15 protein-coding genes are annotated in these 15,435 nt (G+C 34.7%); 11 read left to right on the forward strand and 4 right to left on the reverse strand.

Translation table 11 applies throughout. The annotated features are described in order from the left end of the window. Positions 1 to 125: 125 nt before the first annotated feature. Genes mntC through EQ029_RS00400 form a run of 3 tightly spaced genes read right to left on the reverse strand, consistent with a single transcriptional unit; the run spans position 126 to position 2,624 of the window. Positions 126 to 1,055, reverse strand: coding sequence for a manganese ABC transporter substrate-binding lipoprotein MntC (mntC, locus tag EQ029_RS00390; RefSeq protein WP_057504676.1), 930 nt, complete (start codon positions 1,053 to 1,055; stop codon positions 126 to 128). Beyond that, on the reverse strand, positions 1,052 to 1,888 hold the full coding sequence (locus EQ029_RS00395; RefSeq protein WP_049426148.1) for a metal ABC transporter permease: 837 nt from the start codon (positions 1,886 to 1,888) through the stop codon (positions 1,052 to 1,054). Before EQ029_RS00395 ends, mntC begins: the two co-directional genes overlap by 4 nt. Next, positions 1,881 to 2,624, reverse strand: a complete 744-nt coding sequence (locus EQ029_RS00400) for a metal ABC transporter ATP-binding protein (RefSeq protein ID WP_033079596.1) — start codon at positions 2,622 to 2,624, stop codon at positions 1,881 to 1,883. The genes EQ029_RS00395 and EQ029_RS00400 overlap by 8 nt, the downstream gene beginning before the upstream one ends. A gap of 258 nt (positions 2,625 to 2,882) precedes the next feature. On the opposite strand from EQ029_RS00400, the gene EQ029_RS00405 reads away from it, so the two are divergent. The 11 genes from EQ029_RS00405 to EQ029_RS00455 all read left to right on the forward strand — a co-directional run bounded on the left by EQ029_RS00405 (position 2,883) and on the right by EQ029_RS00455 (position 13,934). Beyond that, a complete protein-coding gene (locus tag EQ029_RS00405; RefSeq protein WP_057504677.1) occupies positions 2,883 to 4,082 on the forward strand; it encodes a GTP-binding protein in 1,200 nt (399 codons plus the stop codon). A 224-nt stretch (positions 4,083 to 4,306) separates the two neighbouring features. Further along, complete coding sequence (gene brnQ / locus EQ029_RS00410) at positions 4,307 to 5,668, forward strand: branched-chain amino acid transport system II carrier protein (protein ID WP_037537419.1); 1,362 nt, start codon at positions 4,307 to 4,309, stop codon at positions 5,666 to 5,668. 355 nt (positions 5,669 to 6,023) lie between these two features. Next, entirely contained in the window at positions 6,024 to 6,716 is a 693-nt protein-coding gene (locus EQ029_RS00415) for a class I SAM-dependent methyltransferase (RefSeq protein ID WP_011274475.1), read from the forward strand. Beyond that, positions 6,713 to 8,266: an ABC transporter substrate-binding protein gene (locus EQ029_RS00420; RefSeq protein WP_057504678.1), complete on the forward strand. Its 1,554-nt coding sequence runs from the start codon at positions 6,713 to 6,715 to the stop codon at positions 8,264 to 8,266. The genes EQ029_RS00415 and EQ029_RS00420 overlap by 4 nt, the downstream gene beginning before the upstream one ends. A gap of 2 nt (positions 8,267 to 8,268) precedes the next feature. After that, on the forward strand, positions 8,269 to 9,225 hold the full coding sequence (locus EQ029_RS00425) for an ABC transporter permease (protein WP_016930503.1): 957 nt from the start codon (positions 8,269 to 8,271) through the stop codon (positions 9,223 to 9,225). Then, on the forward strand, positions 9,225 to 9,992 hold the full coding sequence (locus EQ029_RS00430) for an ABC transporter permease (RefSeq protein ID WP_057504679.1): 768 nt from the start codon (positions 9,225 to 9,227) through the stop codon (positions 9,990 to 9,992). Before EQ029_RS00425 ends, EQ029_RS00430 begins: the two co-directional genes overlap by 1 nt. Continuing rightward, complete coding sequence (locus tag EQ029_RS00435; RefSeq protein ID WP_011274479.1) at positions 9,959 to 10,726, forward strand: ATP-binding cassette domain-containing protein; 768 nt, start codon at positions 9,959 to 9,961, stop codon at positions 10,724 to 10,726. The genes EQ029_RS00430 and EQ029_RS00435 overlap by 34 nt, the downstream gene beginning before the upstream one ends. After that, positions 10,719 to 11,354, forward strand: coding sequence for an ABC transporter ATP-binding protein (locus EQ029_RS00440; RefSeq protein WP_016930504.1), 636 nt, complete (start codon positions 10,719 to 10,721; stop codon positions 11,352 to 11,354). Before EQ029_RS00435 ends, EQ029_RS00440 begins: the two co-directional genes overlap by 8 nt. Before the next feature lie 58 nt (positions 11,355 to 11,412). Continuing rightward, positions 11,413 to 12,585 carry a YbfB/YjiJ family MFS transporter gene (locus EQ029_RS00445; RefSeq protein WP_016930505.1) on the forward strand — a complete coding sequence of 391 codons (1,173 nt, stop codon included), beginning with the start codon at positions 11,413 to 11,415 and terminating at the stop codon, positions 12,583 to 12,585. A 154-nt stretch (positions 12,586 to 12,739) separates the two neighbouring features. Continuing rightward, a complete protein-coding gene (locus EQ029_RS00450) occupies positions 12,740 to 12,964 on the forward strand; it encodes a hypothetical protein (protein WP_011274482.1) in 225 nt (74 codons plus the stop codon). A 109-nt stretch (positions 12,965 to 13,073) separates the two neighbouring features. Continuing rightward, positions 13,074 to 13,934 (forward strand): patatin-like phospholipase family protein, encoded by an 861-nt coding sequence (locus tag EQ029_RS00455; protein WP_016930506.1) that lies wholly within the window; start codon positions 13,074 to 13,076, stop codon positions 13,932 to 13,934. 108 nt (positions 13,935 to 14,042) lie between these two features. Here EQ029_RS00455 and EQ029_RS00460 read toward each other — a convergent pair whose 3' ends face one another. Beyond that, a complete protein-coding gene (locus tag EQ029_RS00460; RefSeq protein WP_053024125.1) occupies positions 14,043 to 15,368 on the reverse strand; it encodes an MFS transporter in 1,326 nt (441 codons plus the stop codon). Positions 15,369 to 15,435 lie beyond the last annotated feature (67 nt).

Genomic DNA, 15,435 nt, shown 5'->3' on the forward strand with positions numbered 1-15,435 from the left:
TTTAGAGAACTATTTTAGAACTATTGAAACTAAAGAAGCCAGTAAATGAAGTTGTTAAAACTCATTTACTGGCTATTTTAATAGGAGGATGATTTCCATGGACTTACTACATGAATGACTACATTCTATTCCATGCTGCCATGGATTGTTTTAATATTATGCTTCATCATTTTATAATATGAATCTCCTTTCGATCCTTTTTCTCCGATTGAATCCGTAAAGACTTCTCCATAGATACTTTTACCTGTTTCCTCAGACAAGCTGTTCATAGATTTTTTATCTACACTTGTTTCAACTAATAAATGTTTAATGTGATTATCTTTAACAAATTGGATTGCTTGTTTCATTTGTGATGGTGTACCTTGTTTTTCAGTATTAATCTCCCAAATATAACCTGGTTTAATATCGAAGGCTTTTGAGAAGTATTTGAAAGCACCCTCACTTGTAATCATGGCACGTTCTTCTTTCGGAATATCATTAAATTTATCTTTACTGTTTTTGTTTAACTTTTCAAGTTGAGCAAGATAGGCATCACCTTGTTTGTGATAGTCAGCTTTATGTGACGCATCTGCTTTTACGAGTTGTTCTTGAATATTCTTAACGTATTGAATACCATTATCCAGACTTAACCATGCATGTGGATCGATCTTATCTTTATTACCAGTTTCTCCGTTTAAATAAATTGGTTTAACACCTTTAGACACCGCGAAGACTGACTTATCATCCTTAGATTTGCCTGCTTGTTCTAAAGCTTTTTTAAACCAACCGTTACCAGATTCTAAATTGAAACCATTGTAAAAAATCAAATCTGCGTCAGTAAGTTGTTTAATGTCTTTCGGTTTAACTTCATATTCATGCGGGTCTTGTCCGACAGGCACAATGCTATGAACGTCAACCTTGTCTCCACCAACCTGTTTGACCATGTCATAAATAATAGAATTAGTTGTTACGACCTTCAATTTGCCATGACCTTTAGAGTGTTGCTCACTTGAATTTGAACCACAAGCTGCTAGTACTAAGATTAATGCAATCAGTAATGGAATAAATTTTTTCATGTTGTTTGTACACCTCTATACTTTGTTTTTATTTTTGAAAAGAGAAGAGTCAAGATATAAATACTAAATGTTGCAATAACAATCGTTGCACCACTCGGTAGATTGTAAATAAAGCTAAAGTATAATCCTATGATAGAACTTACAATGCCTATTAAACTTGCTACGATCATCATTGAATATAGATTCTTTGTGATTAAAAAGGCAGTCGACGCCGGTGTAACAAGTAATGCAACGACTAAGATAATGCCGACAGTTTGAATACTCGCGACGGTTACTAAGGCGAGTAACAGCATTACAAAATAATGAATCATTGTTGTATTCAATCCGCTTACACGACTGAATGTCGCATCAAACGTTGAAATCATTAATGGACGATAAAGTATGACAATGAGTAGTATCACAATGACGCCAATAATGATGGTTGTCCAAAATGTTTGTCGTGTAATCGCTAGTAAATTTCCAAATAAAATATGATGTAAATCTGTCGTGCTATTTATCAGACTAATAATGATGACACCCGTTGCGAGAAACGCAGTGAAACTAATACCAATGGCTGCATCAGGTTTCGTTTTACTATTATTTGAAATGTAGCCAATTAATAAACTTGCAATCATGCCAGTGACTAATGCACCGACGAACATTGGAATATTGAATAAGAATGACAATGCCACACCAGGTAAAACAGCATGACTCATCGCATCTCCCATTAACGACAATCCACGGAGGATAATCAAACTTCCTACAGTTCCACACACAATACCTACGACAATAGATGTAATTAAAGCTCGATTTAAGAATTGATAATCGAATAAATGTTGAATGAAATCAGTCATTAGATATGTCACTCCCTTCTTTTAGAGTAGAAGTCACATTAAATAGAAATGTCCGATTTAAATTTTGTGGCTGCATCGCTTGATGGCTAGGACCGAAAAATCTAACTGTACGATTAAGTAAAAGAATTCGATCAAAATATTGTTCAGCTTTCGACAAATCATGATGCACAATGAGAATAAGTTTGCCCTGATTTTTTAAATGTTGAAGCTTTTCCATAATGAGTTGTTCACTATTAAAGTCGATGCCAACAAATGGTTCGTCCAATAGATAGATGGTACTATCAGACATCAAAGCTCTTGCCACAAGTACACGTTGTAGCTGCCCACCACTAAGCTCAGAAATTTGTTTGTATTGTAATGATTCTAGATCCAAATCTCTTAATAATTTATGAAACTTCATTTTTGACGCGTGATCGACGCGTTTGAACCAGCCGATGGTTTGGTAACAACCAGACAAGATGACTTTTTCAACATTGATTGGAAAGTCCAAATCTAATTGTGCTTTTTGAGGAATATATGTAATATATTGCAATTGTTTATGTATGGATTTGCCATATAAATTCATCTCGCCACTCGCGTTAAACGATCCAATTAAACTTTTTAATAAAGAGGATTTACCAGCACCGTTGGGCCCCATAATGCCAATAATTTCTCCTGAAATTGGAATCTTCAAAGTAATATCTTTAAGAACATGTTTATGATTTAAATGCAAATTCATGTTGCTAATGTCTATCAATCAATTACCTCCTAATTAAAAGTTTAGGTTAACCTAATTTATTTTATAATAAACACCGAAAACAGTGTGTGTCAAGTCGAGATAGTCAATTAAAATGTGGTAATAGTATAAATTTGTTTCCGAAAGTAAGGTCTAAAGTGGGCTTTAATTATTGATATTACTGTATTTAATGAACCGTGGCTCGATTGACAATTAAATAATTAAATGTAAAATATAAAGCGTAATTATTACGATTTATAAAAAGAAAGGTATGATTTTATGGGCAAGATACCTGTAACGGTATTGAGTGGTTACCTTGGATCAGGTAAAACAACATTACTTAACCACATTTTAAATAATCGGGAAGGTCGTCGAATTGCGGTTATTGTTAATGATATGAGCGAGGTCAATATTGATAAAGACTTAGTTGCAGATGGGGGTGGACTATCAAGAACGGATAAAAAACTAGTAGAACTGTCAAATGGTTGTATTTGCTGTACGTTAAGGGACGATTTATTACAAGAAGTTGAGCGCTTAGTAGAAAAGGGGAATATTGATTATATCGTGATTGAATCTACAGGTATATCTGAACCGGTACCTGTGGCTCAAACATTCTCTTATATTGACGAAGCATTAGGTATCGATTTAACGTCAATCTGTAAACTCGATACGATGGTAACCGTTGTGGATGCTAATCGATTTATTAATGACATTAATTCCGAGGATTTACTTGTGGATCGTGATCAAGGTGCAGATCAAACAGATGAGCGCTCAATTGCTGATTTACTTATTGATCAAGTGGAATTCTGTGATGTTTTAGTGCTAAATAAGACAGATTTAGTAACCGAAGCAGAATTAACAAAATTAGAAAATATCTTAAGAAAGTTACAACCAGATGCACATCTAATTAAAACAACAAACGCCGAAGTTGATATTAACGAAGTATTAGATACAGGTCGCTTTGACTTTGAACAAGCGAGTAACTCTGCAGGATGGATAAAAGAATTAACTGAAGGTGGTCACGCGGAACATACACCTGAAACAGAAGAGTATGGGATTGGTTCTTTCGTTTATTCAAGACGATTACCGTTTCACGCGAAACGTTTCAACGATTGGTTAGAGCAAATGCCTAATAATATTGTCCGTGCAAAAGGTATCGTCTGGTTGGCACAATATAATCAAGTTGCATGTCTACTATCACAAGCAGGTTCATCTTGTAATATTAGTCCGGTAACCTATTGGGTAGCTGCGATGTCCAAAGAACAACGAGAACAAATTTTAAATCAGCGACCTGATGTTGCGCAAAGTTGGGACATAGAATATGGTGACAGAAATACACAATTTGTGATTATAGGTACTGAATTAGATCAAGAAAAAATTGTGAAAGAATTAGACCAGTGCTTAGTCAATGGTGATGAAATTGATAGCGACTGGAATCAATTAGAAGATCCATATCATTGGCAAATTCGAAAAGCTTAAACTCACGACATAGTAAAGCAATAATATTTTAAAGGCAACACTTAAAATGACTTTAACACCTTGCACATTGCGTTAAAGTAAGTTAACGCTCTGTTGCGAGGTGTCTTTTTTATGAAAGAACAACTCAAATTGTTGATGATTTAAATTTATTGAATATTTTGAACAAATCGACACTAAATTTATGTATAATAGCTAGTAAACATATGATAGGAGAGATATAACACATGATGAAACAAAAACTATCAATCAAAGAAAATATATTTATTGGTTCGATGTTGTTTGGCTTATTCTTTGGTGCAGGAAATTTAATCTTTCCTATTCATCTTGGACAAACAGCAGGTGAGAATGTTTGGCTTGCGAATTTAGGTTTTCTAATTACAGCCATTGGGCTACCTTTTCTAGGTATAGTAGCGATTGGTATCTCCAAAACAAATGGCGTCTTCGATATTTCATCTCGAGTGAGTAAAGGGTATGCGTACGCATTTACGATTGCCTTATATTTAGTAATTGGACCATTCTTTGCTTTACCGAGGCTTGCAACAACATCGTATGAAATTGCATTTTCACCATTTATTTCGGCAGGTACTGGAAAAGTTGTATTACCGATATTTAGTATTTTATTCTTTCTTATAGCATGGTTTTTCTCAAGAAAGCCATCTAAAATTTTAGATTACATAGGTAAATTCTTAAATCCAGTATTTTTAGTATTACTAGGTATCGTAGTTGTCTTAGCATTTATTAAACCAATGGGCGGTATTAGTCATGCACCAGTAAGCGCAAATTATAGTGATAGTGTCTTATTGAAAGGGTTTATAGACGGTTATAATACGCTAGATGCACTTGCATCACTCGCTTTCGGTATTATCATTGTGACAACAATTAAGAAATTAGGTATTACTAATCCAAATGGGATCGCTAAAGAAACTTTCAAGTCAGGTTTTATAAGCATCGTAGGCATGGGTGTTATTTATACATTGCTCGCTTTAATGGGTACGATGAGTTTAGGTCATTTTAAAGTGAGTGAAAATGGTGGTATCGCACTGGCTCAAATTGCGCAGCATTATCTTGGAGATTACGGTATTATCATTTTATCTCTAATCATTATTGTCGCATGTTTGAAGACGGCAATTGGTTTAATTACTGCATTTTCAGAGACATTTACAGAACTATTCCCGAAAATGAATTACCTTTGGTTAGCAACAGGTGTAGCGTTACTCGCTTGTATCTTCGCTAATGTCGGGTTAACTAAAATTATTATGTATTCAACGCCAGTATTGATGTTTATCTATCCGTTAGCGATTACACTGATTTTATTAACGCTTGTCAGTCCATTATTTAATCATTCAACAATTGTTTATAAATTTACAACGTTCTTTACAATGTTTGCAGCGTTCTTTGATGGTGTAAACGCAAGCCCAGAATTCTTTGCAAAGACATCATTTGCACAAGCATTAATAAGTTTCGCTGAACGTTATTTACCGTTCTTCACAATTGGAATGGGTTGGATTGTTCCGGCAATCATAGGATTTGTAGTAGGACTTATCGTTTATTTAATTCGTTCTCGTAGACAAACTCAAACACAATAAATATTAAGTAATAACATGTAAGCCTGGGACATAAATCAATGTCTCAGGCTAAAAATATATATTGGCAGTAGTTGACTGAATTAAAATGCACTTGTAACAAGCATCTTTTTAATTCTAGTCAACCTTACCTGCCAGATGGGGCCCCGGCAAAGAGAATTTCAAAAAGAAATTCTACAAGCTAAGCAGGCTAGGGTGGGACGAAATAAATTTTGAAAAAAATTGTTTCTGTCTCGCTCCCATAGCTTATTTTTTTGCATTCAATCATAACTTTTAAAATTCTTATTGTGTAATTGTACATAGTGTAGTACTATCTAAAACGTAATTATTACGATTTAAAACGAGCGAGGAGAATTAGATGACTAAGAGTTATGATGTTTGGTGGCAAAAAGGCCAAGAATCAGATGATGATATGGCGCGTGACCATCAAGAAGCTTGGGAGAGAACTATAGAAATGCTTGATACATCGGATATCAAAGGGAAGACAATCTTAGATGTGGGATGTAATCAAGGCGGATTTTTAAGAAAATTATATGACACAACGCCATTTAAAGAAGGTGTCGGTATAGATTTAGCACGTTTATCTTTAGAAAAGGCCGAAACTTTAAAAGGTGAACGTCCACTTACATATTATTTAACCGATAAACCACAAGAGACAAATAGAACATTTGATACTGCTGTAAGTACATCTGTCCTGTACTTAATCGAAGACATTCCACAACATGCACAAGATTTAAAAGAAGTGTTGAAACCGGGAGGCGTTTACTATGCTTCATTCGCCGATTTAACCAATAATCCTAGTCGTCAATTTATGGATGACACGATTAATCAATACGGCGCAACACCTTCTCAGAACCATTCTTTAAAACATATCGTTGATAGTTTTGTTGATGCAGGGTTTGAAGTTGCAGTAATGAAAGAACCTGTGCCTGACGTGATTGATTTAACACATTATAGTGATTTTTATCTATCACCAAATGATTATCTACAAACACTTTATGAGGAATCATTTTTAATTAAAGCAAGCGTGAAAGAAGGTATTGGGAAATGAAAAAACGTGTATTAATTACAATGGCAGCAAGCGCAACGCTCTTATTAGCAGGTTGTGGGAATGACCAAAAAGAAGATAAAAATATCACAGTATCGCTACCTACTGGAGCGAAAGCAGATAAACTTGACGCACAAGGTTATGACGCCGCAATGCCAGTCTATAGTGCAGTATATGATGCATTAGTTAAATACGATAAAGACAAAGGTGTGAAAGCTGGCTTAGCAGAAAAATGGCATTTTGATGAATCAGGAAAAGTCTATGAATTCCATTTAAAAAAGAACGTTAAATTCTCAGATGGCTCAGCTTTAGATGCTAAAGCAGTGAAATTCTCAATTGAGCGTGCGAAAGCGATGAACAAAGATACGACTGTAGAAACGTTAAAAAAATTGGATAAGGTTGTTGTTAAAAGTGATCATGTTGTCCAAATTAGATTGAAGTCACCATCAAATCAAGTGTTGAATGAATTAACACAGGTGAGACCGTTACGTATTATGAGTCCACATTCCGTTGAAAATGGTAAAGTAAATGGCAAATTTGAAAAAGCGATTGGAACAGGTGCCTTTGTCGTTGATAAAACTGGCAAAGAAAAAACGACAATGAAGCCAAATAAATATTTCAACCATAGCCATCCCGTAAACTACAATCTTGCGTTCCAAACGATTGAAGATGGAGATTCAAGAAACTCAGCAGTACAAAGTGGTTCTGTTGATATTTCTGGTGGTGCTTTAGGAATGCTGTCAGATCAGCAAATTAAGCAAGACAAGAAAAATAAAAACTTAACTGTTGAAGATAAGCCAAGTACAGTAAGTCATTTCATGGCATTTAATCCGGATAATGATGTATTAAAACAACGTACAATCCGTGAAGCCATTAGTAAGAGCATCGATACAAAAGATATTGCGGGTAAATCTGTAAATGGTTTATTCCAGAAGAACGTGCAATTTGTAAACAAAGATAATCAACAGGCACACGACTATGATGTAAAAGAGGCTGAGAAGTTACTTAAAGAAGCAGGTTATCACAAGAACAGTGACGGTATTTTTGAAAAAACCGGTAAACCATTAACGTTTAATTTGGTTATTCAAACTGCAGAATTCCCAAGTTGGAAAGATAAAGCGGAAAAAGTGCAACGTCAACTTAAAAAAGCTGGCATTAAGTTAAATGTGAAAACGTTAGATTCACAATCATACTATGATACGTTATGGACGAAAAAAGATTATGACCTCATCTTCTATAGAACGTATTCAGATGCCTTAATGCCTTATAATTTCATGAGTTCAGTATTTAAAAATAATGATGGTAAGTCAGGTGTATTAGCTAATGATAAAACATTGACTCAGCAGCTAGATGATTTCCCAACAACTGTATCTAAAAAAGAACAACAGCGTTCATTTGATGAAATATTTAAACACTTTAATCAACAATATTATGGTGTGCCTATTGCTTATCCAAATGAAAGCTTTGTCGTTAGTGATAAAGTGAAGCAATTCAAATTCTCTGGACTTACTGATGCTCCTATTGATTATAAAGCGTTGAAAGTTAATGAGTAACAATGCTTAAACGAACAATAAAATTAATACTTTACTTAATCGTGAGTTCGTTTATTATATTCGTTTTAGTCGAGAAGACATCAGGTAATCCAGCGATACTATACTTACAACGTCATGGTTATACGTCGATTACCCAGGAAAATATTGAAGCAGCACAACATAAACTTGGTTTGGGCCAACATTTTCTATTAAGATATATCGATTGGGTTGGACATGCACTTACTGGTAACTTGGGATACAGTTTTAGTACAAATGAGCCAGTAACAACTATGATTATGGAGGCCGTCATTCCAACATTAATATTAATCGTTGTTTCAAGTTGTATCATGTTGCCATTTGGTTATATGGTTGGTTATTTTATTGGGACGCGCCCACATACTCGATACGCGAATGGTATTCGTGGATTCGCTCAAGTGATGACTTCTATGCCGGAATATTGGTTAGCCATTTTGTTTATATATTATTTAGGAGTACGTTGGCAGTTGCTACCTTTTGTAGGTAGCGATTCCTGGCAACATTTCGTGCTACCCATCTTCACCATTGTTGTTATAGAAGGATGTCATATCTTATTGATGACATCGCACCTTATTGCGCAAACATTAGATAACGATGCGTATCAACTTGCTCAGTTAAGACATTACTCATTAAAGGCGCGTATCATTGTCCAGATTAAAGAGATATTTGCACCACTCATGACCATTTCAATTAACAGTGTGATTCATTTAATAGGAAAAGTAGTCATACTTGAAGTAATCTTCAGCATGTCTGGTATAGGGAAATTATTAATTAATGCTATCAATCAACGAGATTATCCACTTATTCAAGGCATTGTGGTCTTTATTATCGTCTTAATTATGTTCATTAATTATTTAGGCGACATTATCATTTTAAACAATGAACCTAGACTTCGACGACGACATACCAAACGCCAAGCCCATGAGAAAAGAGGTGTGTCGTGATGAAAAAATATCAAACTTACATCGCCATAAGTGCAATATTAAGTGTGATGTTTGTGCTAATTGTATATTGCTTTATGCAAGACACACAAAACTTGGATCCACTCCAATCACCTAATAGCCAACATTGGTTAGGCACGGATCAACTAGGCAGAGATTTCTTAGTCAGACTGATTGTAGGTAGTCTAGTCACATTAAGCTTAACTAGCGTGGTAATTCTATTAAGTGTTTGTATTGGACTGGTCTTTGGGTTAATTGCAGGTATAGAAAGAAAATGGTTAGACCAAATCATCATGTTTATTGCCGATATGCTATTGGCAATTCCTTCATTTATTATTGCATTAGTCATCTTAAGCTTAGTAAGTAATTCAATGCTAGGTTTGATACTTGCTTTAACAATTGGATGGATAGGCCGTTATTTACGTTATTTCAGAAATTTAACACGAGATATTCAAAAGCGTCCCTTTGTCAGTTATGCAAGACTAAGTGGTAACTCAACGTTTAAAACGACAGTGACGCACGTGATTCCGCATTTACTAAGTAATATATTTGCTTTGGTCACGGCTGACTTTGGCAAAATGATGCTAAGTATATCTGGACTTGCCTTTTTAGGCCTGGGTATTAAATCACCGACGCCTGAGTTAGGAACCATTCTCTTTGACGGGAAAAGTTATTTCAATGGTGCACCTTGGCTCTTCTTCTTCCCTGGTGTACTGTTAGGAGGTTTCGCCTTATTATGTCAAATGATCAACAAAAAAATAACGCAATGAATACTGTAGTTAAAGTCAATCAATTATCCATCTTAGATCATAATCGGTCATTGTTAAACGATGTTAATTTGACAATAACTAAAGGGGCATTTCATTGCATTATAGGTGAGAGTGGTAGTGGGAAGTCATTATTGACGAGAACTATTCTTGGAATGAAGCCATCACAACTAAGCTATCAAGGAGATATCAAGATTGATTTAAATAAGACGGATGCCGTTTTTCAAGATGTTCAAAGTAATATGTTTCAAAACGTGACCTTGGCTAAACATTTCCAATATATTTATGAAGCTAACCATTCACAACTATCTAAACAAGATATCAAGGAAGACGTCTTAGATAAAATGCAATTACTCGGTTTAAATCAAGGTGAACAATTACTTAAACGATATCCCTTTGAACTTAGTGGGGGTATGGCACAACGTGTAGCCTTTATAATGTCATTAATTAGACGTCCGGACTACTTATTTTTAGATGAACCGACGAGTGCGCTAGATCAAGAGAATGTTAAAAAGTTTATGCACTATTTGATTAAGGCACAGGAACATTATCAAATGACAATTGTCTTTATTACACATGATATTAACTTAGTTAAGGATTATGCCACTCATATTAGTATTATGCAGCAAGGTCAATTGATTGAAAGTGGTGAAGCATCATCTATTTTAGCTAACCCCACACATAGCTATACGAAAAATTTAATTGCTATCGCACATCGGAGACAGGCCTATGCTTAAAATTGAAAGATTAACTAAATACATTGATGGGAAACTTATCTTCAAAGATATATCATGTGCAATTAATGACCAACATTTACTTATAAGTGGTGAAAGTGGCTGCGGTAAGTCTACGTTAACCAAGATTATCGCCGGATTAGATATGAATTATCAAGGTGACTTATACTTTAATGGCCAATTACGTAAGTCATATACGGCAAAAGAATGGATGAAACACATTCAATATGTGCCTCAGTATCAACGTGACACATTAAATCAGCGTAAAACCGTATTATCTACGTTATTAGAACCACTTAAGAATTACAAATTTGATAAGCAGAGTTACACATCAAGAATAGAAGCGGTGCTTAGACAATGCAAGTTACCACAAAGCATACTCAATCAAAGCATTTCAACGCTAAGTGGTGGGCAATTTCAACGTGTCTGGATAGCGAAGGCACTTATTCTAGAACCAGAGATATTGATATTAGATGAAGCAACGACAAACTTAGATGTGATTAACGAGGAAGAAATACTTCAAATGTTAATCGCATTAAAGCAAACGCAATTAATCATTATTTCACATGATGCGTACGTCTTGAGTCGCTTTAAAGGCGTTCAGTTACAACTCGAACAATTGAATAATTAGAGTCAAACCTCCTGATAAGGTATATACTTAATGGTACATACTGGACGGGAGGTTTTTTATGATACCTAAACAAGCTTATAAACAATTGGTATTAAGCATGCTGGCATTAATGATTGCAATGTCAATTAGCCGCTTTGCATATACGCCAATTTTGCCATTTATGCAACAAGATACCTCGATGAATAACCAAAATGCAGGTCTGTTAGCGACATTCAATTATTTAGGTTATCTAATGGGTGCTATCATACCTATGTTTATTACGATAAAATCTAAAGTCTTTGATTTAAAGTTGTATGTCATGATTAATGTGATTTCTGTTATTTTAATGGGATTTTCAGAGCATTTTCTTATCTGGTCAGTTCTGCGAATAATTGCCGGCATAACGAGTGGTACGATCTTTGTTGTAGCATCAAATGTGGCGTTAGAAGCATTAAGAATGGCTAATAAACAGAGTATTTCGGGAATTTTATATAGTGCAGTAGGAATAGGAATATTTTCTAGTAGTATTTTTATATTTCTTTATACACAAGCTCAGACTTGGAAAGCAACATGGATTATATTAGGTGTTGTGGCTTTAATGGCAGGTATCATTATATTAACTAGCATGAAGGACAACCCTTCAATTTCTAAACATTCAGCGTCATCAAATCAGAATCAAGGAAAGGCATTAAATCGCGCATTTATTATTCCATTCTCGATTGCCTATTTTTTTGAGGGAGCAGGCTATATTGTTACAGGAACATTTTTAGTCGCACTTATTAAGACTATACCTGCATACGCAGATTACGCTGCATTAAGTTGGATGTTTGTAGGACTAGGCGCTATGCCGGCCACGTTAATTTGGTCATTATTTGCTGAAAAGTTTGGGTACAAAAAGGCGATATATAGTGCATTAATATTACAAATTATTAGTGTAGGCTTGCCTATCTTTTCACATCATATGCTAGGATTAATCGTTGCTTCGATGCTATTTGGTGCAACCTTCTTAGGTTTAACAACATTATTTATGTCGAAAAGCCAAGAACTTATGTATCATACAAATCAAAAGTTAAATCTTGTATCGTTATTAACAGTCATTTATAGTGTCGGACAAATGATAGCGCCAATGATTGCCGGAGTACTCATCGGAGACTCAAATAATTATCAGTTGGCGTTAACCTTCGCAATGATATTACTTATACTAGGTTTCATATTTAGTGTAATAAGCTATAGATTTAATGCATATAAATAAGAACATGTTGAAATACTTGGTTTGATTAAGAATTTTTTAAATCGTAAGCAATATAGAAGTTTGGAAGTAATAAAAATAGGGCATATTTTACTAATTAAACCTTTCATGAAAAATGAAACGGCATGAGGTTTTTAATTTATAGGGGGATTGTCACATGAATATTTATAAATTACGTTATCAACATTATAAAGATATTGTTGATGATAATATCTTAACAGTATTTGTATTGGCTAAAAATGAAGAAGAAGTTGAACAATTCGCGAAAAAAGTAAGTTATGCAGTTGAGAGTATTACACAAATCTCTCAAGAAGAATACGAAAAAGAAAAAGCTAAAGATGAACATTTCGGTCTTGAGCATGCTGAAAATTATTTAGATTAATATGAATTATCGGTCTAGGACAACTATAATGGTTGTCTTAGACTTCTTTTTTGTAATATGAATAAAAAGAGATTATATTCAATGTAATTGACTAAAGGAGATATGTAATATGAATAAAAAAGACAGTTTAGAACATGCAATTGTACTTGGCGGTGGTGGTTCGCTAGCCATAGGTTGGGAGTTAGGCTATCTGTTAACATTATCTAATCAAGGTATAGATGTTCGTCATGCAGATTTAATGATAGGTACATCAGGTGGCGCACAAGCTGCTACAGGTTTAACATCTGACAAGAGTTTTGATGTCATTTATGATGAGCAAATTGCACCTAAATCAAATGAAACGCCGCCAGTTAAAGACATGTCAGGTATCTTTGAAAGATATGCTCAAATACAAGAGCATTCGAAGTCACCTAAAGAATGGATTGAGAATTATAGTGTCTATGCACTAGAAGATCATAAATTTAATGAGAGCGTGCATATCACTCGCTTAGAACATAGAATTAAAGGCATTGAATGGCCATCTAATTTGATGATTACTGCTATTAATGCGCGTAAGGCAGAGCGTGTCGCACTAACGTCTGATAGTCAAGTGAACTTGCATAGAGCTATGGCTTCAAGTGGTTCGTTACCAGGTGTTTGGCCGGCTACGACGATTGAGGGTGACAAACATTTTGATGGTGGATGTCATTCCATGGAGAATGCAGATTTAGCTAAAGGTGCTAAGAAAGTACTTATTCTTGCAACGAATCTTCCTATTTCAACACCATATAAATTAGAAGATGCCATTAAAGAACTTGAAGAAAGTGGCGCTAAAGTCAAATTAATTACACCTAGTAAAGCAGTATTTGATAAATTAAATGAACTAGGCGGTAATACAGTAGATCCATCAATTCGACCTGACATTTTCAAAGCTGGAGAAGCTCAAGCACTTGAAGATGTAGAGAAAATTAGAAGCTTTTGGAATGAGTGAAAGTGAGTTTTAAGTTTAGGTCAAAGTGAGATTGTTATTTAATAACGACTATAAAAAGGAGCATTGGACTATGAATTTAATAAATATCTATCCTTCTCCTTTTTTCATTTAAATTGATTTAGTTTGGCGTTGAGTCATCCATAACACAATGAAGCCGATAATCATATAAATAACAATTAACCACATCACAACGTGATAATAATGAATAATATGCGTTATATTTGATGTGAAAAAGACGATAATTGATAAGCCGATTGGACCACCTAATTGGTGCATGGTATTAGTCATTCCGCTTGCGGCACCTGATAAACTAGCATCTACTTCGTGAATGCCGGCACTTGTAATAGGAGCCAGTAGCCAACCTTGACCTAGACCTACGAGTAACATGGGGATACCTATCGCTAGCCAATATCCATGTAACGGATTCAAACTAGTTGTAACAATTAGTCCTAAAGTCAGTATAATTTGGCCGAGTAATAACACGTTCGTATTGCCTAATTTTTCAGTAAAGTAAGGAAGATACAATGCCGCAATAAAATTAATAATGGTTAAAGGTAAGAAAGCTATACCAGCTTGTAACGGTGTGTAATGATATAAATGTTGCATCATTTGTGGCAAGATAAACCAATAAGATAACATTGCCATCATAAATATAAAACGACCGACATAAGCGCCTGTGCGCACCTTATTCTTAAATAATGACATTGGCATTAATGCAAATGGTAATTTGCGTTCAAATATTACGAATATAATTAATAAAATGAACCCAATAATGACTGCAATGATAGATTCATTTGTCATGCCATATACGAGTGTCATTATCGCAATAACTGAAAGTATTGCACCAATAAAGTCAATTCGTACACGATGAACCGTTGTAGATTTTACAAAAAGCAACGTCAAGATAATTAAAATAATAGTGAAAGGGACATTAATCAGGAAGCCAGAACGCCAACTGATTGTACTTGTTAACCAACCACCGAGGAGTAAACCAATGCTTGAACCAATACCAGCAGTGGCGCCGTAGTAACTAATGGCTTTACTTCTTTCCTTACCTTCGAAATGGTCCATAAGTAAAGCGAGTGTTGTAGGTGCAATAATCGCCGAACCAATACCTTGTATTGCTCTAAAAGTAATAATTTGTATACTATTTTGTGCAAGCCCGATACATAAACTTGATATCCCAAATAACACTAAACCACTTAAAAATATACGTTTGCGCCCTAATAAATCACCTAGTCTACCCGCTAACAATAAGAAACCACCGAATGTAATTGTATAAGCATTTGATACCCAAGATAAGGACGCTTTATCCATGTGTAGGCTTTGAGCGATCTTGACAGTACTTGTAAATATGATTGAGTTATCCATTAATATTAAAAAATAACTAAATAAAATGATGAAGAGTATAATTTGATTTTTCTTTTTAAACATATTGACACGTCCCTTTAGAAGAATAGTAATAGTCTAAACTATGGAGTGAACTCCATAGCAAGTACTA

This window comes from Staphylococcus haemolyticus (assembly GCF_006094395.1).
GTDB classification, from domain to species: Bacteria; Bacillota; Bacilli; order Staphylococcales; family Staphylococcaceae; genus Staphylococcus; species Staphylococcus haemolyticus.